Genomic DNA, 21,183 nt, shown 5'->3' with positions numbered 1-21,183 from the left:
TCGAACCGCAGTCACGCAGGCTCCCAACGCCCGTCGCGCAGCAGTTCGTGCGGCCCGAAGCGGGCCTTGTAGTCCATCTTGCCGCTGCCTTCGATCCAGTAGCCCAGGTACACATAGGGCAGGCCCAACCGGCGCGCCTGCTCGATCTGCCACAGCACGCCATAGGTGCCGTAGGCGGCTGCCGGGTCGGGTTCGTAGAAGGTGTAGACCGCCGACAGGCCGTCGTTCAGCACATCCAGGATGCTGATCATGCGCAGCGCGCCCACCTGGCCTTCGGGCGCCGGCTCGCGGAATTCGACCAGCCGCGAGTTCACGCGGCTTTGCAGCAGGAACTGCGTGTACTGGTCGATGCTGTCCTGGTCCATGCCGCCGCCCGCATGGCGGCCGTTCTGGTAGCGCAGGTAGAGCTGGTAGTGCTCGGGCACGAAGCCCAGCCGCAGCACGCGCGTGTGCAGATCGCCATGGCGCCGGGCCGCGCGGCGCTGGCTGCGCGTGGGCTCGAAGGTCTGCGCCTGGACGCGCAGCGGCACGCAGGCGCGGCAGCCGTCACAGTAGGGCCGGTACGTGAACATGCCGCTGCGCCTGAAGCCGCGCAACACCAGGTCGGAGTAGGCGTCGTTGTGGATCAGGTGGCTGGGCGTGGCCACCTGCGAACGGGCCTGGCGGTCCGGCAGATAGCTGCAGGGATAGGGCGCTGTAGCGTAGAACTGCAGGGTCTGCAGCGGCAGTTCCTGGGGTTTGGTCATGGCAGAAGAACGGGGGGCTCAACACGCCCGCATGGCCTGCGATATTGGCGGCGAATCAGGCCTCGTGCAAGTGTGGCGGGCGCGCCGCTGGCGCGCTCTGCGCCCGCGCTGGCGCCAGCAGCAGCTCCCAGTCGGCCGGGTCGAAGCGCCAGGCCTCTGGCGCGGCTTGGGTCCGCTCGGCGGCCACATGCCGGGCGAAGCGCGCGCGCGGCCACTCGCGCGCGCCCAGGCTGGCCAGGTGCGCCGTGTTCTGCTGGCAATCGACCAGGCCGATGCCGTGGCGGCGGCAGAAGGCCACCAGCGCTGCAAGCGCGATCTTGGACGCGTCGGTGCGGCGCGCGAACATCGATTCGCCGAACAGCGCCCGTCCCACGCTGACCACGTACAGCCCGCCCACGCACTGCCCGTCGATCCAGGTCTCGAAGCTGTGCGCGTGCCCCGCGGCATGAAGCGCCAGATAGGCCTCGATCATGTCCGGCCCGATCCAGGTGCCGTCCTGTCCTTCGCGCGGCGCCGCGGCGCAGGCCCGCAGCACGTGCTCGAAATTGTGGTCCACGCGCAGCTCGCACCCCTGCTGGCGCTGGAAGCTGCGCAAGGTCTTCTTCAGCGAGCGGTGCAGGCGGAACTCGGCCGTGGGCAGCACCATGCGCGGGTCGGGGCTCCACCACAGGATGGGCTGGTTGCCGCTGTACCAGGGAAACACGCCCTGCGAATAGGCCTTGACCAGCGTCGCCACGTCCAGCGCGCCGCCGCCCGCCAGCAGCCCGGGTGCGGGGTCGTGCGCGCCCCAGGCGCTTTCCAGCGGGGGGAAGTCGTCGCCCGGCAGCAGCCAGGGCAGGGAAGCGGGGCGGTGCATCGGGCGCGGCACGTGGCAACGGGGTTGAAGGCGCGGATTGTCGCGGCGCGCCGGGTGTGGCGATGACGGACGAGGCCGAGTCCGCAGGACGGCCCGGGCCAAAACGATCCCCACCGGGGCCGCGCAAAAAATCACGGCATCTGCGATCTTGCGTTACCACTTAGGTGTTAGCGATTGTGACCGGCGCATACTGGCTCGCATGCCCATGGAACTTCTGCATCGCCTGTCTCATGAGCGCCTGCCTGTCGCGGTCGTCGATGGCGCAGACGTGGACGCCGTCCGTGTGCTGGCGCTGGCCGGCCATGTGCGCGCCGAGGTCCCGCGGCCGGTGCGAACGATGCAGGGCCATCACCAGCCCCCGGCCACGGTGCTGGCCATCACCTCCCTGGGCCGACAGATGCTCAGGCGCTTTCCTGCCGCGCACAGCCATTGAGTCGCAACCGCCCCGTGGGGCTTGGCAGGATAACTGTATGAATATACAGTTATCGGGTGCAGCACCGATCCATTCCCATTCAGCCCATCAAGGGCCGCGGCGCGGCCTCCCGGCTGGCGCACCGTTTCGAGAAGGAAGAGCGGCAGGCCTTCGATGACGGCTGGTCGGTGCCTGAAGAGGACGCACTGCCAATGCGCCCGGCCACCGAACTGCGTTTCGAGGACGCGCGCTCGGCGCTCAGCCGCAACGACTCGCCCGACATTCCCTTCGAGCGATCGCTCAACCCTTATCGTGGCTGCGAACACGGCTGCATCTACTGCTTCGCGCGTCCCACCCACAGCTACCTCAACCTCTCGCCGGGCCTGGATTTCGAAACCAAGCTGATCGCCAAGCGCAACATCGCCGAAGTGCTGCGCAAGGAAATCTCGCGGCGTGGCTACCAGCCGGCCGAAATCGCCATCGGCACGGCCACCGACTGCTACCAGCCCGTGGAGCGCGAGCTCGGGCTCACGCGGGCCGTGCTCGAAGTGCTGCGAGATGCGCGCCACCCCTTCGCACTGGTCAGCAAGTCCAGCCTGGTCGAACGCGACCTGGACCTGATCGCGCCCATGGCCGCGCAGGGCCTGGCGGCGGTCTACATCACGATCACCACGCTCGACGGCGAGCTGGCCCGCACGCTGGAGCCCCGGGCAGCTGCGCCGCACCGTCGGCTGCGCACCATCCGGGCCCTGGCGCAGGCGGGCGTGCCCGTGGGCGTGAGCGTGGCGCCGCAGATCCCGTTCATCAACGAAGACATGGAGCAGGTGCTGGAAGCCGCCTGGGAAGCGGGCGCGCGTTCGGCCTTCTACACCGTGCTGCGCCTGCCCTGGGAAGTGGCACCGCTGTTTCGCGAATGGCTGCAGCTGCACTACCCGCAGCGGGCGCAGCGCGTGATGGCACGCGTGCAGGACATGCGCGGCGGGCAGGACTACAACGCCGACTTCGCCACGCGCATGAAGGGCGACGGGCTCTGGGCGGAGCTGATCCGCCAGCGCTTCCAGAAGGCCACGCACCGCCTGGGATTTAACCAGCAGCGCGTCGAGCTGGTCAGCACGGCCTTCCGGCGCGACAGCGCTTCAGGCCAGGGCGAGCTGTTCTGAAAATGGCCCCCACGCTCCCCCCGCTGCGCGAGGTCCGCTGCCCCCCGAGGGGGCGCTTTTCATCTTGGGGCGGCCCGGCGATGAAAAATGTCCGCTGTCAAGTCCTTCATTCAGACATGCAGTGGGGAAAAAGCTCTTACAGGGCAATAGGTTAGGCTAGATTTCAGCCGCTGAGTGCTCTTGCTGCTTTTCGAGCTAGGTGCTGCATAGGCGCTTCGCGGCGGTAAGCGTGGGGGCGCCGCGGCGGGCAAGATCGCACCATCATAGTCTCGCCCTGCCGCAAGCCCCGTCAAAAGCGAAAGCGCAGTCAGTGGACTGCGCTTTCATCGTGAAGGGGTAGCGGATGCGTCCACATCGTCAACCCTACTTCAGGGTATGGCCTTGCTCCCGCCACCCTTCCTGAATCCCCGGTCGCCGGCCATGAACGCCTCCAGCATAAGAGGAATCAACGTAGTGGCATCGACTGCCTCGCCATACGCCTGCGAGTGCGCTACGGCATAGCGGTCGAGATCAGCTTTTAGGCTGACCGGGCACAAAAACGTGAGCTTCGTGCTCTCGGTCTTGGGTAGCGGCCCAAGCCGCAATTTCTTGGAGGTGTTCATTTCGCCGCTCCTCTCTGGACGAAAAGCGGCTGGTACGGTCGCAGCATCAGGTCACGGTTGACGATGATCCGCACCGGCAGGCCCGGCCGCCCCGTCAAGGTCGGCTGAATGTTCATGTTGCGCCGGGTCATCTCCTGGCCGACCTGATTGATGCTGTCCTGCGCGCTGTCGCGCCCGGCAATCACGATGCGGTTGCCGTTCTGCCGGTTCTCCGGCGCGGCCAGCTCCGCGCCCACGCCCAGCAGTGTCGTCAGCGCCGCACCGGCAAAGACGCGATCCCAGTGCCAATCGACGCCATCCTCCAGGCCGGAGTAGCCGGCCGGGTCGGTGCCCGCGAGGTTGTCGAGCTTCAGCGAAGACGTGTCCGGCAAGATGATGCGGTTCCACACCAACTGCACGCGGCTCTGCCCATAGCTCACCTGGCTGTTGTACTTGCCCATGAGGCGCGAGCCCTGAGGGATCAACAGAAACTTGCCGGTGGCCGAGTCGTAGACCGACTCCGTCACCGTGCCAATCACGTCGCCCGGCAGGTCAGACTTGATGCCTGTCACCAGCGCCCCGGCGATCACCGTCCCGGCCATCACCTGGTACGGCGAGGCCGGCATTTGCAGATTGCCGGAATTGCGGGTTTCCGTAGAACCGCCTTTCAGGAAAGCCTCTTTCTGGTCTTGCCGGTTCTGCACGGCGGTCGGGTCGGCAGGCTGGGCAGCCGTCGAGGCCGGCCCAGCGGCCAGCGGGTCGAAGCCCGCCAAGGTCGATGCCGGGCCAGCCGCTTGCGCATTCGCTGGCGCTGCGGTCTTGCCGGGCGTACCAGAACGGAAGAACACCGAGGAAGCCGCTGCCGCTTCGGCTTCCTTGCGCCGAGCGTCCTCCGGGTCGTGGCCCGGTGGCGCATACGTGGGTGTCACCGGCTGCTGCGCCTTCACGATGGCAGGGCCGAGATCGCCCGGCAGCGGCGGCCCCAGCTCCAGCACCTTCGGCAGCTTGGAGTAATCCGAAGGCAGGCCATCCAGCCCCTCGGACTTCGAGACTCGATCCACGTTGTAAAGCTCGGTCTGCTCGCCTGCGCCGCGCCGATGTGGCTGCAATGACCAGATCGTGGCCCCTAGCACGGCGACCGACAGGCCGCCCGTGAGCATGGCCAAGGTGCGCCGATTCAGACGTGTGACCGCGCGCGGCTGGGCGCGCAGCGCCACCGCCTCGGGCGCGACCTTGCCCGCCTGTGGCGTGCCAAGATCGCGAGTGTCGTCCTGGCTCATGGTCAGTTCCTCCGCGTGCCACCGGAAACGCCATCGGTGCGCTCGATCCGCACCACATCGCCCTTGTCTCCGCCCAGGCGCAGTTCGGCCGCACCGAACAGGCGATCCACGATGTAGTACGGCGCACGGAATCGGTAGTTCACCAGTTGCCCATCGCCCTGCGCGCCGATCACGAACAGCGGCGGCAGCTCGCCCTGCGCGATGCCCGGCGGGAACTGGATGTAGACCTTCTCGCCGTCATCGAAGGCGCGCAGCGGCTTCCACGGCGGATTGCTGCCGCTGACCGCGTAGCGGAAGCGGATCTTCTCCAGCGATAGCCCGCTATCGACCGGCGCGGCGGCGCTGGCCGCCTGCGCCTGGCGCTGCAAGGCCAGCATCTTGTCCTTCGGATACTCCCAGGACACCGACGCCATCCACGTCTTCTCAGTCGAAGTCAGTTCAATCAGGTACGTGCGCCGGCTGGTCGTGATGACCAGATTGGTCTTGAGGCCCGAGCGGATCGGCTTGACCATCACATTGACGCGCAGCGCATCGCCGCTGCCGCTCGATGTATCGCCCACGATCCAGCGCACGGTATCGCCGGCGGCCACCGTTACCAGTTCCTCACCGGGCTGGAGCGCGATCACCGTCACGCGACCCACGGCCGCATAGACCTGATACAGCGCGCCATCGGTGAAAGGCCACACCTGAATCGCGTTGACGTACCCCTCGCGCGTGGGCGCGATACGCGCCTCGGCGTTGGCGCGGGACACACGCACGGTTTCATCGGCAGGTTCTGCTGCGGGCTTGGCATCCGGCACAGGCTTCATCTGAGCCGGCATCGGCAGCACTTGCGGCATGGCCACCACCTCCACCGGCGCAGGCGGCTCCGGTAGCGGCTGCGCCTGCACCGGCTCGTCGAGCGAAATGGACGGCGGCGGCTTGCCCTGCGTGGCGCAGCCCGCGAGGGCAAGCAGCATGATCGGCAAGACGGATTTACGGAAAAGATCATTCATGGTTTTGCTCCTTCGTTCGCTTCCAGTTCGCGGCTCCACGACAGCCCGTTGACGTAGATGCCCAGGGGGTTCTTGCGCACACGCTGCTCGGTGCGCGGCGTCTGCTGCACGATGGACACGACAGCGTTCCAGCGTTCGGTGCGGTCCAGCGCACCGTTGACGAAACGGGTCTCCGTCCAGCGCACGTTGAACGACGTATCGCTCGCGCGAGTCACGCTGCTGACCTGCACCGTCACCGACTCCTTGCCAATGCGCGCGAACGGATCGTTCACGCGGGCGTACTCGTTGAGCACCACGGCGCCCTTGTCGGTCGTGTAGTCATAGGCATCGAGCCAGTTCTGCCGCACCACGATGGGGTCGATGGACAGCGAGCGCACCAGACCGATGAAGCGGCCGAGGTGGTAAGCAATCTGCGCATCGCTGGGCCGGTACGGCGTGGCCGCTTCGCCGACAGCGCGCACCTGACCCGAGTTGTCCACCTCGATGACGTAGGGGGTGACGATGGACTGCGCGGAACGCCAGACCAGGCCACCGGCCATCAGTACGGCCAAAGTGAGGCAGCCGAAGGCCATGAGCCGCCAGTTCTTCGCCTGTGCGCGGGCCGAGCCGATGCGCTCGTCCCAGGCCTGGGCAGCGGATTGGTACGGGGTGGCAGGCTGCGGTGTGTTGGCATAGCGCACCTGCGGTCTTTTGAATCGCATGGAAGTTCTCCTTCAAGATCAGGAATCGGAATCACGCAGGCTTGGCCCCTGGCTGGAGCTGCCGCCGTCGCCGCCGCGCAGCGTGTGGGCGGCGGTCGTCGCGGCATGGGTGAGTTGCTGCCTGCGGTGCAGGCGCTTGGCCCAGGCGGGTTGCTCGGTGGATGGGGCTGTGGCGGGAGCCTCGCTTGCGGCCTGTGCGGCGCCGCCCCCCGACGCCGATCCGGCGTCATCGGGCCGAAAGGCCGCCGCCATGCGCTCCTTCATCGACCGCGCCCCATCGGCGACTTTCTGCCCGGCCGCCTGCGCGCCGGTCTTGGCAACATTGCCCACGCCGGCGGCGGCACCCTTCAGGCCGCCACCGGCCGAAGTGGAGCCCGCCTGGTACGCCGACTTGGCGCTGCTGGCGGTCGATGCCATCGAGCGGGCGGCGGCGGGTGCCATGCGTGCCCCGGCCGCCACTGCGCTTCCGACGCCGGTAGCCGCGGCACCGACCGCCACGGCGGTTCCGGCTGCGCCGATGGCAGCACCGGCCATCGCGCCCGCGCCGAGCTGTGGCCCACCGGACACCAAGCCTGTCGCAATGCCCGGCCCAAAGATGCCCAGGGCCAGCAGGGACAACGAGGCCAGCATGATGACCAGCGCCTGGTCGATGGACGGCTCGGAACCGGGCGGTATCCTGAATTCGGCGAATAGCCCCGAGCCGATACCCACGATGACGGCGAGCACCAGCACCTTGATGCCCGAGGACACCACGTTGCCCAGCACCTTCTCGGCCATAAACGCTGTCTTGTTCCAGAGGGCAAACGGCACCAGCACGAAGCCCGCCAGCGTGGTCAGTTTGAACTCGATCAGGGTGACGAAGAGCTGCACCGCCAGCACGAAGAAGCTAACGATAACCACCAGCCACGCGAGGAACAGCACGACGATGGGCGCGATGTGGATGAACACCTCGGGGAAGCCCGCCATCTCCCTGATCTGGTCGAGGATCGGCGCCGCTGTGTCGATGCCGGCCTTGGCCAATCGACCTGGTTGCAAGAAGTTGCCCATGCTCAAGGTCGAGCCGCTGGCTCTCAGGCCAAGACCCGCGAAGGAGCGGAACAGGACACCGGCCAGCATGTTGAAGTTGCCGATGATGTAGGCGAAGGCACCGACGTACAGCACCTTGCGGATCAGCTTGGCAATCACGTCCTCGCCCTGGCCGGTGGCATGGCCCATCGCCCAGAACAGCCCGGCGAGCGTCATGTCAATGACGATCAGCGTGGCCGTGAGGAATGCCACCTCGCCGTGCAGCAGGCCGAAGCCCGAGTCGATGTAGCGTGAGAAAACGTCGAGGAAACGGTCGATGACCGATACGTCGTTCATGGCCAAGCCCCGTCAACGACTGTAGAAATCGACGGACTGCGGCGTGTACGGCGTGCCTTCACCCAAGAAGCGCCGGTTCACCTCGCGGCCACGCTCCACGGCAGCGGCTTGCCGCGCCAGTTCCAGCGACGCGGCGCGATCCTGGGTGATGCTCAGGCGCTGCGTTTGGATGGACTGCTTGGCTTGCAGGGCCAGCAACTGGTTCATGGCCTGCATCGCCTGCAAGCCCCCAACTGCCGATTGGCTCTTGCCCACGAGGTCGGCCAGCACGCCTTCGTCGTCGCTCAGGTTCTGCGAGGCCTGGGCCTGCATCTGCATCGTGGTCTGCAGGCCATTGAGCGTGTTCTTCCAGCGCTCTTGCGCGTCGCGGTACATCTGGTCGCCGCTGACGGTGGCGGCGTATTGCTCCGGGTACAGGCGCTGGAATTCCCGATCCAGATTCGTCACGTCATAGGTCAGGCCCCTGGCCTGCGCGATTAGCCGCTGGGTGGTCGCCAGGTTGGCGCGCAACTGGCCCACCACGCTGGACGGCAGGCTGGCCAGGTTGCGCGCTTGGTTGATAAGCATTTGCGCCTCGTTCTGGAGCTGCTTGATCTGGTTGTTGATCTGCTCCAGCGTGCGGATCGCGGTCAGCGTGTTCTGCACGAGGTTCGTGGGGTCGATCACGACCCATTGCGCCTGCACGGCGGTAGCGGTGCAAAGCATGGCCGCGACGGCGGCGGCGAGAAGACGCTTTTTCATGATGGGTTCTCCTGGAGATGGGTGAACGGGAACGAGGACAGCAGTTCGGCGGCCCAATGCAGGCCGCGATGGCGCAGCCAGGTGGCCGCGAACGGGGTGGAAGCGGATGCAGCGACGGCGAGCACCGCGTCGATGTCGCGCTGGTCTTGCGGCGTAGAGGCACCCGCGAAGGCCAAGGTCGCGGCGCCCAGGTCGAGGTCGAACAGGCGGTTGCCGAGGCGCGATTGGTAGTAGTAGTCGCGCTTGGGCTGCGCGGTGGCGACGATCTCGATCTGCCGGCTGTTGAGGCCGAAGCCCTCGTAGATCGTGCGAATCTGCGGCTCGGTCGCCTGCGGATTCGGCAGAAAGATGCGGCTGGCGCAGCTCTCGATGATGGCCGGCGCGATGCTGGAGTCCTTGATGTCGGCTAGGCTCTGCGTGGCGAAGATGACGCTGACGTTCTTCTTGCGCAGCGTCTTGAGCCATTGCCGGATGCGGGCCGCGAACACCGGGTCATCGAGAAACAGCCACGCTTCATCGAGGATCAGCAGCGTCGGTGCGCCATCGAAGCGCTCGTCGAATCGGGCAAAGAGGTAATGCAGCACGGCCATGACGGCGGCCTTGCTGTGCATCAGTTCCTCCATCTCGAAGCACTGCACGCCGGCCATGCCCAGTCGGTCATGGTCGGCGTCCAGCAGCTTGCCGTGCGCGCCACCGAGCACATAGGGCGCAAGGGCCTGCCGCAGTGCGTTCGATTGCAGGAGGACGGAAATCCCCGTCATCGTGCGCTGTTCCACAGGGGCGCCCGCAAGGCTTCCCAGCGCCGACCAGATCGCCGCCTTCTCCTCCGGGCTGACCGCCACGCCTTCATGCCGCAAGCGCCCTTCGATCCATTCGGCCGCCCAGGCGCGGTAGCCCTCACGGTCGATGCGAGCCAAGGGCTGGAAGGCGATCTCGCCATCCAGCCCGAGGTCGTAGTGCTCACCGCCCAGGCCCAGGATGGTGGCGCGCATCGAGCGCCCCATGTCGAAGGCGAAGACGCGCGATCCGCGATAACGACGGAACTGCATCGCCAAGGTGGCGAGCAGCACCGATTTGCCCATGCCCGTGGGGCCGGCCACCAGCGTGTGGCCCACATCGCCGATGTGCGTGACCAGCCGGAACGGCGTCGCGCCCTCGGTGCGGGTCACGATCAGCGGCGGGCCGTCGAGATGCGCGTTCTTCTCCGGCCCGGCCCATACGGCGGACACCGGCACCAGATGCGCCAGGTTCAGCGTCGAGACGATGGGCTGGCGGACATTGGCGTAGGCATGACCCGGAATCGATGACAACCACGCATCCACCGCATTAAGCGTTTCGGGAATGGTGACGAAGCCGCGCCCCTGGATGACACGCTCCACCATGCGCAGCTTCTCGTCGGCCACGGCGGCATCCGCGTCCATGACGATGACGGTTGCCGTCAGGTAGCCAAAGGCCACCTGGTCGCTGCCCAGCTCCTGCAAGGCCGCATCGGCATCGGCCGATTTGTTGCTAGCGTCGGTATCGACCAGCGGGGATTCCTGCTGGAAGATGGTTTCGCGCAATAGCGCGATGACGTTCTTGCGCTTGGCGAACCATTGGCGGCGCAGGCGAGAAAGCTCTCTTTCCGCATCGGCTTTGTCCATGCAAAGGAACCGGGTTGACCAGCGATAGCCAAAGCTGAGGCGGTTGAGGTCGTCCAGAATCCCCGGCCAGGTCGAGGTGGGGAAGCCCCGCACCGTCGCCACGCGCAGGTGCTGGTCGCCCAGCATCGGCGCCAGACCACCGATCAGCGGCGCGTCGGCCAGCAGCGCGTCGAGGTGGAATGGCACTTCCGGCACGCCCACGCGGTATCGCCGTGGGGAAATGGTCGAGTGCAGGTAGGTCAGCGTCTGGCTGTCATCGAGCCACGCAATCTCCGGCATCACGCCATCGAGCAGGTCGAAAATCCGATCCGTCTCCGCGACGAAGGCGGTCAGGCGCTCACGCCAGTCCACTCCCTCGGTCGGACGGTTCTCGTACAGCATTCCGGCCGCACGAGCGCGGGCTTCCTCCGGCGGCAGGTACACCAATGTCAGGTGGTAGCCGCTCTCGAAGTGGTTGCCCGAGTCCTCAAATGCGGCGCGGCGTTCTTCATCGACCAGCCAGGACAAGGGCTCCGGGAAGTCCGAGTGTGGGTAGCCGGCAGCAGCTCGCCGTTCGGCCTCGATGAACAGCGCCCAGCCCGAACCGAGCCGGCGCAGCGCGTTGTTCAGCCTCGCCGACGTGGAAATCAGTTCGCCCTGTGTCGCGCTGTCGAGGTCTGGCCCCCGAAAGCGCGCAGTGCGCTGGAAGGAGCCATCCTTGTTCAGCACGACTCCGGGCGCGATCAGCCCGGCCCAGGGTAGCCAGTCGGCCAGCAGCGCGGGCCGCTGGCGGTATTCGGCAAGGTTCAGCATGGCATCACCTCACACGTCCAGCAGCGGCCGGTGCTTGATGTGGCGGGCGAAGACCTGCATGAACTGCGGATCGACACGAGCGCCCCAGACCGCCAGCGCATGGCCGACGATCCAGAGCACCACGCCCGGAATCCACATCTGCAAGCCCAGGCCCACGGCAGCGGCCAAGGTGCCGTTGGTGATGGCCACGGTGCGCGGGGCACCGCCCATCAGAATCGGCTCGGTCAAAGACCGATGCAGCGGCACCTCGAAGCCAAGCATCCCATCGTGCGGGCCGTTCATACGACGGCCCCACCGGAGAAGCTGAAGAACGACAGGAAGAAGCTCGAAGCCGCGAACGCGATCGATAGGCCAAAGACGATCTGGATCAGCTTGCGGAAGCCGCCCGAGGTATCGCCGAAGGCCAGCGCCAGGCCCGTGGCAATGATGATGATGACCGCGATGATCCGGGCCACAGGTCCCTGGATCGACTCCAGGATGGATTGCAGCGGGCCTTCCCACGGCATCGACGAACCGGCGGCCTGAGCCGCGCCCGCAAGCAGCAGCATCAGCGCCGCGAGCATCAAGCCCTGCATGGCCGGGCGAGCCAGGCTATCCAGCCGCGGTGGCCGAGGAAGCGGATATGCGGAAAAACGGAAAGCAGGAACGATCATCTGCGTCATGGCAGTTCTCCAGAGTTGTCAGGGGACAGGGGGGGAAAAGTCGGACTGCGGCAGCAACTCCGGGAATGGAGCCTCCAGCGCGTCCGCCAGGTGATACCCAACGCCATCGAAGCCGACGACGCGAGCGATGCTCTCGATGCGGCGCTTGCGTCCGCGCCCGGCGATGTGGATGACCACGTTGACCGCTTCCGCGATCAGCGCACGGGGCGGGTTCACCGCCACTTCGAGAATCAGTTGCTCTAGGCGCAGCAACGCGCCCAGTGCAGAGCCGGCGTGGATGGTGGCAATGCCGCCCGGATGTCCGGTGCCCCACACCTTGATGAGATCTAGCGCCTCAGCGCCGCGCACCTCGCCGACGACGACACGATCCGGGCGCAGGCGCATGGACGAGCGCACCAGCTCGGTCATGGACACGACGCCCTGGCGCGTGCGCAGCGGCACGTGGTCACGCACTGCGCATTGCAGCTCCACCGTGTCTTCGAGCACCAGCACGCGGTCGCCGGTGGCGGCGATCTCGGAAAGCAAGGCATTGGCGAGCGTGGTCTTGCCGGTGCTAGTGCCACCTGCGATCAGAATGTTCTTGCGCTCGCGCACTGCACGCACCAGCAAGCCCGCCTGCGCGGCGGTCATCATTCCATCCTCGATGTAGCGCGACAGCGGGATCACGCCAAAGGCGCGCTTGCGCAGTGCGAAGGCAGGCCCCGGCGCGGCCGGCGGCAAGATGCCCTCGAAGCGTTCGCCCGTCTCGGGCAGCTCCGCCGTCAACAGCGGCTGGCCCCGATGCACCTCGGCACCGACATGGGCCGCCACGAGCCGAATAATGCGTTCACCGTCCGCTTCGGACAGCTCCACGCCCATCGGCGCGCGGCCCGTGGAAAGCCGATCCACCCAGAGCGTTCGGTCGGGGTTGAGCATGATTTCCACCACGTCCGGGTCTTCGAGCGCAGCGGCAATCAGCGGCCCCATCGCCGTGCGCAACATCTGGATGCGGCGATCTAGCGAAACGGCGGTGAAGGAAGAAGGCGTGGTACTCATGACGTACGCTCCTGCACTTCACCCATGCGCGAAGGGTCGGGATGCAGTTCCTCCACCACGTCGCGCACCAGACTGCGCCCACGCAGCAGGTGGCGGCCCAACTGCTCCACGAACTGCTCGAAGCGGGCCTTGCCCTGGGCGCGAGCGGCGTCCTGATGTGCTTCGGGCACGGGTGTGCTGACCGTGAGGAAGTAGCGGATGAACAGCGCCAGCGTCTCGATCTGAATGTTCTGGTCGCGCTCCATGCGCTCGGCGTGGCGCGACAGCCGATCCAACCGTTTGGCAATGGCCGCCTCCCGCTGGTCGGCGGCATCGGGCGACAGCCACGATGCGAGTGCCGCCGCGACGATGCTGGACTTCGATACGCCTTTGGTGGCGGCCAGTTCGTCGAGCCGTTTGCTGTGCTCCGGCTGAATGAACACATTGAGGCGGTGCTGGGTCATAGGTCGATTCCGTCGTCAGGGTCGAGGGAAGCCAGCCGGGCCGTGCGTTGCAGGGCCGGGTCGAACTGGCGCGGGAGGGGAAGCGGCATGTCGTCGTCATCGAGCAGGCCAAGGTCGGCCACGGGTGCGGCCTGCTCGGGGTCGTAGGCGACGGTTTCGGAAAGCTCGGGCTGACGGCGCGGACCACCGTCGTCGGTCGGACCCAAGTTCTCCAGGCCATCAGCGGACGCCGCGGCCGGTGCGGCGGGCACGGCGGGAATCGCCAGTCCGCTCCAGTCGTCGGGACGCGATGGCGGCGCGTCGGCGTATCGCTCGCTCGCCAGCGCGGGCGGCGGCAACACGCGCCGCTTGAAATTGCTGTCCGCGTAGTAGCGCAGCTTCTTGGCCTTGATCGGCGCCACGCTGGACACCATCACCACTGCTTCGTCGGGCGGAAGCTGCATGACTTCGCCCGGCGTCAACAGCGGGCGCGCGGTTTCCTGGCGCGACACCATCAAGTGCCCGAGCCACGGCGCGAGCCGGTGGCCCGCGTAGTTGCGCTGCGCGCGCAGCTCGGTCGCAGTGCCGAGCGTCTCGGAGATCCGTTTGGCGGTGCGCTCATCGTTGGTAGCGAACGTCACGCGCACATGGCAGTTGTCGAGGATCGAGTGGTTCTGGCCGTAAGCCTTGTCGATCTGGTTCAGGCTCTGCGCGATGAGGAAGCTGCGGATGCCATAGCCCGCCATGAAGGCTAGCGCCGTCTCGAAGAAATCCAGCCGCCCGAGCGCGGGGAATTCATCGAGCATCAGCAGCAGCTTGTGACGACGCTCGATGCCGTCGCTGCCATCGAGTGATTCGGTGAGGCGCCGGCCGATCTGGTTGAGGATCAGGCGGATCAGCGGCTTCGTCCGCGAAATGTCCGAAGGCGGCACCACCAGGTACAGCGACCCCGGATGCTCGGCCGCGATCAGGTCGGCAATGCGCCAGTCGCAGCGCGAGGTGACTTCGGCCACCGTCGGGTCGCGGTAGAGGCCGAGGAACGACATGGCCGTGGACAACACGCCCGAGCGTTCGTTGTCCGATTTGTTGAGCACTTCGCGCGCCGCCGAGGAAACGACCGGATGCGGGCCATCGCCGAGATGCGATGTGGTCATCATCCGATGCAGCGTCAGCTCAAAGGGACAAGCCGGGTCGCTGAGGAAGTTGGCGACACCGCGAAGCGTCTTGTCTTCGCCCGCGTAGAGCACATGCAAAATGGCCCCGACCAGCAATGCGTGCGAAGTCTTCTCCCAGTGGTTGCGCTTCTCCAGCGCGCCATCGGGATCGACCAGGATGTCCGCGATGTTCTGCACGTCGCGCACCTCATGCGCGCCGCGCCGGACTTCCAGCAGCGGGTTGTAGGCCGCCGACTTGCTGTCCGTCGGATTGAACAGCAGGCAATGCGAGAAGCGCGAACGCCAACCTGCGGTGATGCTCCAGTTCTCGCCCTTGATGTCGTGGATGACGGCAGACGCTGGCCAAGAAAGAAGCGTTGGCACCACCAGGCCCACGCCCTTGCCTGAGCGCGTGGGCGCGAAGGTCAGGACGTGTTCCGGGCCCTCGTGCCGCAGGTACTGCTGCCGATGCAGGCCGAGGAACACGCCTGCAGGCTGGTCAAGGCCCGCCTTGTGAATGTCCTCCGCGTTGGCCCAGCGCGCCGTGCCGTAGGTCGTGACCAGCTTGGACTGGCGCGAGCGCCAGATCGACATGCCGATGGCAACCACCACCGCGATCAGGCCGCTGCCTGCGGCAATGGCACCGCCCACGTCGAATACATGCGGCGCGTAGGCGTCGAAGAAGAACCACCACTCGAACAGGCGCCAGGGGTGATAGACCGGCGTGCCGAGGAAATCGAACCAGGGCGAACCCAGGCGTAGCTGGTAGCCCAGCGCCGCTGCTGTCCATTGCGTGGCGCTCCATACGCCAGCGATCACGATGCCGAAGACAACGGCAATCTGACCGAACAGCACGTTCGTTCCTTGCATTGGCCAACCTCCCGCTACGGCACAGGGACATGCCGTAGTGCCGAGGATCAAGGCGAGCGTGCAGGTCGGTCAAAGACCGTTATAGCGGGGATTCAGGCCAAAATGGCCAGACTTCTTGCTGTGGCGAAGGCAATAAAAATGCCGCATGCGCGAGCGCGCTGCGGCGTGATGAGGTAACAGCAAGAACTCTGTCGCGGCCAGGCGACGGCGCGGGGCGCTATTTGGATTGCTGTTCCGGCCGATCGCCGAAGAAACGCCGGTTGGCGGCTTCGGCCGCACGGCGGCAGAGTTCTTCTCCTGCCTTCGCGCGGTCTTCCTTGCACAGGCGCTGGACTTCCTTGAGGCGCTCGGGATGGGCAACGAGGAAGTCCACGGTTTCCGTCGGTTGGGATGGTCCACAGCCCGACAGTGCGGCAACCATCAGCAGCGGCAGGAATCGGGTCATGGCTTGGGTCCTTTCAGCAGGTGGATCAGGAGTCCTCGGCGGCGCTGGAGCCATCCGCCGAATCAATGGAGGCCACTCGTTCGATGAACCGGGCCAGCATTTCGGAGGGCTCCACGTCACGGTGCCGCAGATACGTGGCCAGCATCTGCGGCTTGCCCGCCAAGCGCCGGGCCACAACACCTGGCCCACGGCCGGATGCAATGTGCGCGGCGCCCGCCAAACCGAGCGCCAATCCGGCTGAGACCAAGGTCATCATCACCTCATAGGACGCCACGCGCTGGGCGATCAGTGGCTGTTGCTCGTAGCGCTGCAAAACGCGATCAACTTGGCGTGCATGGCCTTCGCATATCGCCGGATCGCATAGCGCCAGCGGATAGCGCAACACTTCTTCCAACGGCACGTGCTTGTGGGCCAGAACAGGATGGCGAGCTGGGACCGCCACCATCAGCTCGTCTTCCCATGCAGGCCTGACCACAATGCCGTCGCCCACCTCTTCGGCCATCGAAAAGCCGACGTCATACAGGTCATCGTGCAGACCCTTGATCTGTTGATCCAACGGCACCTCAAATAGCCGAACATCAATCTCTGGATCTTCCGCTCGGCACTGTGCCAGCAGCGTCGGCATTCGCGAGGGCGTGATGCCATCGGACAAAGCGATGCGCAACTGTCGCTGAGACCCACTGGCGGCGGACTTGACGCCGTCACACGCCTGTTTCAGAGCTTCGAAGATTCGCGGCACCCGCTCCAGGAATGCCATTCCGGCAAAGGTCAGGCGGGTGCTTCGCGTGGTTCGCGTGAACAGTTGCGCCCCGAGCTCTTCCTCTATCTCCTTGATGGTGCGCGACAAAGGGGACTGATCGATGTGCAGCTTTTCCGCTGCGCGGCCGAAGTGAAGTTCTTCGGCCACCGCTATAAAGCAACGTAAATGCCGAAGCTCCATGGTGTATCTCATCCAGTTTAAAAGGCCTTGACGAATTCCGGCACAACTGCGAAAAGGTCCGCCTCCAGCCCGTAGTCGGCCACGCTGAAGATCGGGGCCTCGGGGTCCTTGTTGATCGCCACGATCACCTTGGAGTCCTTCATGCCGGCCAGGTGCTGGATGGCGCCCGAGATGCCGGCGGCAATGTACAACTGCGGCGCGACGATCTTGCCCGTCTGGCCCACTTGCAGGTCGTTGGGGGCGTAGCCCGCATCCACGGCAGCACGGCTGGCGCCGATGGCAGCGCCCAGCTTGTCGGCCAGGGGGGTGATGACTTCGTCGAACTTTTCCTTGCTGCCCAGCGCACGGCCACCAGACACGATGATCTTGGCGGCGGTGAGTTCGGGGCGGTCGCTCTTGGCGATCTCGCTGCCCACGTAGCTGCTCTTGCCAGCGTCGGCGGCCGCAGCAGCGGTTTCGACAGCGGCGCTGCCACCCGTGGCGGCGGCGGCGTCAAAGCCGGTGGTGCGCACGGTGATGACCTTCACGGCATCAGCAGACTGCACGGTGGCGATGGCGTTGCCGGCGTAGACGGGGCGCTCGAAGGTATCGGCGGAGATGACCTTGGTGATGTCGCTGATCTGGGCGACGTCGAGCTTGGCAGCCACGCGCGGGGCCACGTTCTTGCCGCTGGCGGTGGCGGGGAACAGGATGTGGCTGTAGTTGCCGGCACCACTGCCATGGAGTGCCAGCACCTGGGCGGCCACGTTCTCGGCGAGGCCGTGGGCCAGGCTGGCGCCGTCGGCGTGGATGACCTTGGCAACGCCGGCGATCTGGCTGGCTTGCTGTGCGGCAGCGCCGGCGTTGTGGCCGGCCACCAGCACGTGCACGTCGCCGCCGCAGGCTGCGGCGGCCGTCACGGTGTTGAGCGTCGCGCCCTTGATGGTCGCGTTGTCGTGTTCAGCGATTACGAGTACGGTCATGTCAGATCACCTTCGCTTCGTTCTTGAGTTTCTCGACCAGGGCGGCCACGTCGGCCACCTTCACGCCGGCGCCGCGCTTGGCGGGTTCGCTGACCTTCAAGGTCTTCAGGCGCGGGGCCACGTCCACGCCGAGGTCTTCGGGCTTGACGGTGTCCAGCGGCTTTTTCTTGGCCTTCATGATGTTGGGCAGCGTGACGTAGCGCGGCTCGTTCAGGCGCAGGTCGGCGGTGATGACGGCGGGCAGCGTAAGGCTGAGGGTTTCCAGGCCGCCGTCCACTTCGCGGGTCACGGCTGCCTTGTCGCCGGCGATCTCGACCTTGGAGGCGAAGGTGGCTTGCGGCAGGTCGGCCAGCGCCGCCAGCATCTGGCCGGTCTGGTTGCAGTCGTCGTCGATGGCCTGCTTGCCCAGGATCACGAGGCCGGGCTGTTCATTGTCGATCAGGGCCTTGAGCAGCTTAGCCACGGCCAGCGGCTGCAGTTCTTCATTGGTCTCGACCAGGATGCCGCGGTCGGCACCGATGGCCATGGCGGTGCGCAGCGTCTCCTGGCATTGGGACACGCCGCACGAGACGGCGACGATCTCCGTTGCCGCGCCTTTCTCCTTGAGCCGCACAGCCTCTTCGACGGCAATCTCGTCGAAGGGGTTCATGCTCATTTTGACATTGGCGATGTCCACGCCGCTGCCATCGCTCTGGACGCGGACCTTGACGTTGTAGTCAACCACCCGCTTGACGGGAACCAGGATTTTCATGGGAGGGTTTCCTTTCAGGATCATTCAGAGTTGATCATCCGCCAGGGCCAGCGTGCTGGCGGCGCCGCCCGTGACGATGTCGCGCAACATCGGCGCCTGCACTAGGACATGCGCTGCGTAGTGGCTGGCCGTGGCACGCTTGGCGCCGAGAAAGCCCGCATCGCCAGATCTCGCCGCGAGTTGCGCAGTGGCGGCTTCGGCCATGCGCGCCGACAGCCAGCCGCCGATCACCGTGCCCGCCAGCCGCAAGAAGGGCACGGCGCCCGCCGCGCACTGCGCGGGTTGGTCGTCGTGGGCCAGCAGCCAGTCGGCCGCGTCCCCCAGCGCACGCGCCGAAGCCGCTAACACGCCGCCGATCTGCGCCAGCGCGGCATCGGGCATCTCGGCCAACCGGCGCGCATCGCCGTCGATGCGGCCCAGCAGTGCCTTCAGCGTGCGCCCGCCCTCGCGCGCCAGCTTGCGGCCAATCAGGTCGTTGGCCTGGATGCCCGTCGTGCCTTCGTAGATGGTCGTGATGCGCGCGTCGCGCAAGTGCTGTGAGGCGCCGGTTTCCTCGACGTAACCCATGCCGCCATGCACCTGCACACCATCGGACGTGATGCCCTGTGCGCTGTCGGTGCACCAGCCCTTGACCACCGGGATCAGCAGGCCGACCAGGGCCAGCGCCTGCTCGCGCTCTTGCGCGTCGGCGTGGCCTGCGGCGCGGTCCATCTGGCCGGCGCAGAAATAGGCCAATGCGCGCATGGCCTCGGTGCGGGCCTTCATGTCCATCAGCATGCGCCGCACGTCCGGGTGGCCGGCGATGGTGGTGCTGCCGCTGAGCAGTGGCTTGCCCTGCACCCGCTCCAGCGCGTAGGCGCGTGCGCGCTGGTAGGCGCGCTCGGCGATGCCCACGCCTTCAAGGCCGACGTTCAGCCGCGCATGGTTCATCATCGTGAACATGCAGGCCAGCCCCTGGTTCGGCTCGCCGACCAGGTAGCCGATCGCGCCCCCGCAGTCGCCAAAGCTCATCGACGCCGTGGGGCTGCCGTGGATGCCCATCTTGTGCTCGATGGAGGTGCAGGCCAGGTCGTTGCGTTCGCCCAGGGAGCCGTCGTCGTTGACCAGGTACTTCGGGCACAGGAACAGCGAGATGCCTTTCACGCCGGGCGGTGCATCGGGCAGGCGCGCCAGCACGAGGTGGACGATGTTCTCGGCCATGTCGTGCTCGCCCCAGGTGATGAAGATCTTGTTTCCGCTGACGCGGTAATGGTCGCCTTCGGGCACGGCGCGACTGCGCAGCGCGGCCAAGTCGGAGCCTGCTTGGGGCTCGGTGAGGTTCATGGTGCCGGTCCAGCGGCCCGCGACCATGGGCTCCAGGAAGCGGCGCTTGAGTGCGTCGCTGCCATGGTGCGCAATGGCTTCCACCGCGCCCAGCGTGAGCATCTGGCACAGGCTGAACGCGAGGTTGGACGACTTCCACATCTCCAGCACGGCTGTGGACACCAGCGTGGGCAGGCCCTGGCCGCCCCATTCGGTGGCAGCGGGCATGCCGTTCCAGCCGTTCTCGCAGAAGCTGGCCCAGGCTTCGCGAAAGCCATCGGCTGGCGTGACCTGGCCGTCGTGCCAGCGCGCGCCCTGCACGTCGCCGGTGCGGTTCAGCGGATCAAGCACGCCGGTGGCGTAGTGGGCAGCCTCCTGCAGGATGGCCTCGACCAGGTCGGGCGTGGTTTCTTCATGGCCCGGCTGGGCACAGATCGCATCCAGGCCTCCGACTTCCTTCATCGTGAACAGCATGTCGCGCAAGGGCGCGGCGTAGGTAGACATTGCTTACTCCTCTTTGTGGGTTCAACCCGTCTGCCCCATAGGGCATACATCCATGCATGACCCTACCCACCAGGACAAGGCCCGGTCGATCAACCGCTTCAGGGCGGCTGAATTTCTCAGGCGGCTTACGACGCGATTAGTTGGTATGACAAGATTTCTAGAAGCCGCTGAAGCGTGTGAAGTTCTCGACCGGCTCACGCTCGGTGCGCACGCGGTTCACCACGGCCGCCGGGTCGGCATAGCCCAGTGCCATGCCGCACAGGACCATCTGCCCGTCCGGGATTTGCAGGGCTTCAGCCAGAAGGCGCGGGTAAAGGGTCCACGCCATCTGCGAACAGGTATCCAGGCCTCGTGCGCGGGCCGCCAGCATGATGTTCTGTAAGAACATCCCGTAGTCCACCCAACTGCTCTGCACCATACGCCGGTCCAAGGTGAAGATCAAACCGACCGGCGCATCGAAGAAGGCAAAGTTGCGTGCATGTTGAGCGCGCATGGCATCCGTATCTCCCTTGGAGATTCCGACTGCGGCATAAAGAGCGAAACCGCACCGACGCCGCCTGGTCAGGTAGGGCTCGAAGAACTCGGCCGGGTAGATGTCGTATTCGGACTGGTGCTCTCCCTCTTCATGGTGAAAGGCGTGCAATACACGGTCGCATAGGCGCTTCCTCGCCTCGCCCGCCACGGCAATGACATGCCACGGCTGGGTGTTGGTGCCACTGGGCGCGCTGGCTGCCACCGACAGAATCTGGGCCACCGCTTCTTGCGACACCGGGGTCGGCAGAAAGGCGCGCACGGAACGACGTTCGCGCATCACCGCATCAATCAGCATGTTGCGCAAAGGCACGGCGCAGACAGACATTCACTCTC

General features: G+C 66.2%; 21 protein-coding genes and 1 pseudogene. 2 read left to right on the top strand and 20 right to left on the bottom strand.

What is annotated here, in order from left to right; all coding sequences use genetic code 11:
* Positions 1–11: 11 nt before the first annotated feature.
* Together PGB34_RS05590 and aat are read right to left on the bottom strand one after the other, a co-directional pair.
* Positions 12–746 carry an arginyltransferase gene (locus PGB34_RS05590; protein ID WP_271427081.1) on the bottom strand — a complete coding sequence of 245 codons (735 nt, stop codon included), beginning with the start codon at positions 744–746 and terminating at the stop codon, positions 12–14.
* Between the two features lie 55 nt (positions 747–801).
* Positions 802–1,602, bottom strand: a complete 801-nt coding sequence (gene aat / locus PGB34_RS05585) for a leucyl/phenylalanyl-tRNA--protein transferase (protein ID WP_271427080.1) — start codon at positions 1,600–1,602, stop codon at positions 802–804.
* A gap of 205 nt (positions 1,603–1,807) precedes the next feature.
* Here aat and PGB34_RS05580 point away from each other — a divergent pair, with 205 nt between their 5' ends.
* Positions 1,808–2,035 carry a hypothetical protein gene (locus tag PGB34_RS05580; protein ID WP_271427079.1) on the top strand — a complete coding sequence of 76 codons (228 nt, stop codon included), beginning with the start codon at positions 1,808–1,810 and terminating at the stop codon, positions 2,033–2,035.
* Between the two features lie 56 nt (positions 2,036–2,091).
* A complete protein-coding gene (locus tag PGB34_RS05575; RefSeq protein ID WP_271427078.1) occupies positions 2,092–3,174 on the top strand; it encodes a PA0069 family radical SAM protein in 1,083 nt (360 codons plus the stop codon).
* A 368-nt stretch (positions 3,175–3,542) separates the two neighbouring features.
* Here the strand turns inward: PGB34_RS05575 and PGB34_RS05570 are convergent, their stop codons facing one another.
* From PGB34_RS05570 to PGB34_RS05485, 18 genes and pseudogenes are all read right to left on the bottom strand, one after another.
* Positions 3,543–3,776 carry a DUF2274 domain-containing protein gene (locus PGB34_RS05570; protein WP_017407699.1) on the bottom strand — a complete coding sequence of 78 codons (234 nt, stop codon included), beginning with the start codon at positions 3,774–3,776 and terminating at the stop codon, positions 3,543–3,545.
* On the bottom strand, positions 3,773–5,035 hold the full coding sequence (locus tag PGB34_RS05565; protein WP_271427077.1) for a TrbI/VirB10 family protein: 1,263 nt from the start codon (positions 5,033–5,035) through the stop codon (positions 3,773–3,775). The genes PGB34_RS05570 and PGB34_RS05565 overlap by 4 nt, the downstream gene beginning before the upstream one ends.
* A gap of 2 nt (positions 5,036–5,037) precedes the next feature.
* Complete coding sequence (gene trbG, locus PGB34_RS05560; protein WP_271427076.1) at positions 5,038–6,030, bottom strand: P-type conjugative transfer protein TrbG; 993 nt, start codon at positions 6,028–6,030, stop codon at positions 5,038–5,040.
* Positions 6,027–6,731, bottom strand: a complete 705-nt coding sequence (gene trbF / locus PGB34_RS05555) for a conjugal transfer protein TrbF (RefSeq protein ID WP_035884621.1) — start codon at positions 6,729–6,731, stop codon at positions 6,027–6,029. Before trbF ends, trbG begins: the two co-directional genes overlap by 4 nt.
* Positions 6,732–6,749: 18 nt before the next feature.
* Complete coding sequence (gene trbL, locus PGB34_RS05550) at positions 6,750–8,093, bottom strand: P-type conjugative transfer protein TrbL (protein WP_271427075.1); 1,344 nt, start codon at positions 8,091–8,093, stop codon at positions 6,750–6,752.
* A 12-nt stretch (positions 8,094–8,105) separates the two neighbouring features.
* Positions 8,106–8,834: a P-type conjugative transfer protein TrbJ gene (gene trbJ, locus PGB34_RS05545; RefSeq protein WP_271427074.1), complete on the bottom strand. Its 729-nt coding sequence runs from the start codon at positions 8,832–8,834 to the stop codon at positions 8,106–8,108.
* On the bottom strand, positions 8,831–11,269 hold the full coding sequence (gene trbE / locus PGB34_RS05540) for a conjugal transfer protein TrbE (RefSeq protein ID WP_271427073.1): 2,439 nt from the start codon (positions 11,267–11,269) through the stop codon (positions 8,831–8,833). Before trbE ends, trbJ begins: the two co-directional genes overlap by 4 nt.
* Positions 11,270–11,278: 9 nt before the next feature.
* Positions 11,279–11,551: a VirB3 family type IV secretion system protein gene (locus PGB34_RS05535; protein ID WP_271427072.1), complete on the bottom strand. Its 273-nt coding sequence runs from the start codon at positions 11,549–11,551 to the stop codon at positions 11,279–11,281.
* The gene (locus tag PGB34_RS05530) at positions 11,548–11,931 is read right to left on the bottom strand and encodes a TrbC/VirB2 family protein (RefSeq protein WP_035884625.1); all 384 of its coding nucleotides are present in this window, start codon (positions 11,929–11,931) and stop codon (positions 11,548–11,550) included. Before PGB34_RS05530 ends, PGB34_RS05535 begins: the two co-directional genes overlap by 4 nt.
* Positions 11,928–12,966 (bottom strand): annotated as a pseudogene (trbB, locus tag PGB34_RS05525) (P-type conjugative transfer ATPase TrbB). The gene PGB34_RS05530 and the pseudogene trbB overlap by 4 nt, the downstream one beginning before the upstream one ends.
* The gene (locus PGB34_RS05520) at positions 12,963–13,409 is read right to left on the bottom strand and encodes a CopG family transcriptional regulator (RefSeq protein WP_017407929.1); all 447 of its coding nucleotides are present in this window, start codon (positions 13,407–13,409) and stop codon (positions 12,963–12,965) included. The pseudogene trbB and the gene PGB34_RS05520 overlap by 4 nt, the downstream one beginning before the upstream one ends.
* Positions 13,406–15,412 (bottom strand): conjugal transfer protein TraG, encoded by a 2,007-nt coding sequence (locus tag PGB34_RS05515; protein WP_271427071.1) that lies wholly within the window; start codon positions 15,410–15,412, stop codon positions 13,406–13,408. The genes PGB34_RS05520 and PGB34_RS05515 overlap by 4 nt, the downstream gene beginning before the upstream one ends.
* A 217-nt stretch (positions 15,413–15,629) precedes the next feature.
* Entirely contained in the window at positions 15,630–15,857 is a 228-nt protein-coding gene (locus tag PGB34_RS05510; protein ID WP_271427070.1) for an EexN family lipoprotein, read from the bottom strand.
* Positions 15,858–15,882: 25 nt separating this feature from the next.
* Complete coding sequence (locus PGB34_RS05505; protein ID WP_271427069.1) at positions 15,883–16,797, bottom strand: LysR family transcriptional regulator; 915 nt, start codon at positions 16,795–16,797, stop codon at positions 15,883–15,885.
* A 17-nt stretch (positions 16,798–16,814) separates the two neighbouring features.
* A complete protein-coding gene (locus PGB34_RS05500; protein ID WP_271427068.1) occupies positions 16,815–17,759 on the bottom strand; it encodes an electron transfer flavoprotein subunit alpha/FixB family protein in 945 nt (314 codons plus the stop codon).
* A 1-nt stretch (position 17,760) separates the two neighbouring features.
* Positions 17,761–18,510: an electron transfer flavoprotein subunit beta/FixA family protein gene (locus PGB34_RS05495; RefSeq protein WP_035884627.1), complete on the bottom strand. Its 750-nt coding sequence runs from the start codon at positions 18,508–18,510 to the stop codon at positions 17,761–17,763.
* 24 nt (positions 18,511–18,534) lie between these two features.
* Entirely contained in the window at positions 18,535–20,316 is a 1,782-nt protein-coding gene (locus PGB34_RS05490) for an acyl-CoA dehydrogenase (protein ID WP_016452523.1), read from the bottom strand.
* Positions 20,317–20,473: 157 nt separating this feature from the next.
* On the bottom strand, positions 20,474–21,175 hold the full coding sequence (locus tag PGB34_RS05485; RefSeq protein WP_016452524.1) for a nitroreductase: 702 nt from the start codon (positions 21,173–21,175) through the stop codon (positions 20,474–20,476).
* Positions 21,176–21,183 lie beyond the last annotated feature (8 nt).

This window comes from Xenophilus arseniciresistens (genome assembly GCF_028023875.1).
In the GTDB taxonomy this organism is placed as follows: domain Bacteria; phylum Pseudomonadota; class Gammaproteobacteria; order Burkholderiales; family Burkholderiaceae_C; genus Xenophilus; species Xenophilus arseniciresistens.
This window is presented reverse-complemented; position numbering and strand designations above follow the sequence as displayed.

Excerpts from the sequence above, each read along its gene's own strand:
- PGB34_RS05580 (WP_271427079.1), top strand. The coding sequence starts at position 1,808 with ATGGAACTTCTGCATCGCCTGTCTCATGAGCGCCTGCCTGTCGCGGTC.
- trbL (WP_271427075.1), bottom strand. The coding sequence starts at position 8,093 with ATGAACGACGTATCGGTCATCGACCGTTTCCTCGACGTTTTCTCACGC.
- PGB34_RS05590 (WP_271427081.1), bottom strand. The coding sequence starts at position 746 with ATGACCAAACCCCAGGAACTGCCGCTGCAGACCCTGCAGTTCTACGCT.
- PGB34_RS05520 (WP_017407929.1), bottom strand. The coding sequence starts at position 13,409 with ATGACCCAGCACCGCCTCAATGTGTTCATTCAGCCGGAGCACAGCAAA.
- aat (WP_271427080.1), bottom strand. The coding sequence starts at position 1,602 with ATGCACCGCCCCGCTTCCCTGCCCTGGCTGCTGCCGGGCGACGACTTC.
- PGB34_RS05495 (WP_035884627.1), bottom strand. The coding sequence starts at position 18,510 with ATGAAAATCCTGGTTCCCGTCAAGCGGGTGGTTGACTACAACGTCAAG.
- PGB34_RS05515 (WP_271427071.1), bottom strand. The coding sequence starts at position 15,412 with ATGCAAGGAACGAACGTGCTGTTCGGTCAGATTGCCGTTGTCTTCGGC.
- PGB34_RS05500 (WP_271427068.1), bottom strand. The coding sequence starts at position 17,759 with ATGACCGTACTCGTAATCGCTGAACACGACAACGCGACCATCAAGGGC.
- PGB34_RS05565 (WP_271427077.1), bottom strand. The coding sequence starts at position 5,035 with ATGAGCCAGGACGACACTCGCGATCTTGGCACGCCACAGGCGGGCAAG.
- PGB34_RS05570 (WP_017407699.1), bottom strand. The coding sequence starts at position 3,776 with ATGAACACCTCCAAGAAATTGCGGCTTGGGCCGCTACCCAAGACCGAG.
- PGB34_RS05530 (WP_035884625.1), bottom strand. The coding sequence starts at position 11,931 with ATGACGCAGATGATCGTTCCTGCTTTCCGTTTTTCCGCATATCCGCTT.
- PGB34_RS05510 (WP_271427070.1), bottom strand. The coding sequence starts at position 15,857 with ATGACCCGATTCCTGCCGCTGCTGATGGTTGCCGCACTGTCGGGCTGT.
- PGB34_RS05485 (WP_016452524.1), bottom strand. The coding sequence starts at position 21,175 with ATGTCTGTCTGCGCCGTGCCTTTGCGCAACATGCTGATTGATGCGGTG.
- trbF (WP_035884621.1), bottom strand. The coding sequence starts at position 6,731 with ATGCGATTCAAAAGACCGCAGGTGCGCTATGCCAACACACCGCAGCCT.
- PGB34_RS05505 (WP_271427069.1), bottom strand. The coding sequence starts at position 16,797 with ATGGAGCTTCGGCATTTACGTTGCTTTATAGCGGTGGCCGAAGAACTT.
- PGB34_RS05490 (WP_016452523.1), bottom strand. The coding sequence starts at position 20,316 with ATGTCTACCTACGCCGCGCCCTTGCGCGACATGCTGTTCACGATGAAG.
- PGB34_RS05535 (WP_271427072.1), bottom strand. The coding sequence starts at position 11,551 with ATGAACGGCCCGCACGATGGGATGCTTGGCTTCGAGGTGCCGCTGCAT.
- trbG (WP_271427076.1), bottom strand. The coding sequence starts at position 6,030 with ATGAATGATCTTTTCCGTAAATCCGTCTTGCCGATCATGCTGCTTGCC.
- trbJ (WP_271427074.1), bottom strand. The coding sequence starts at position 8,834 with ATGAAAAAGCGTCTTCTCGCCGCCGCCGTCGCGGCCATGCTTTGCACC.
- trbE (WP_271427073.1), bottom strand. The coding sequence starts at position 11,269 with ATGCTGAACCTTGCCGAATACCGCCAGCGGCCCGCGCTGCTGGCCGAC.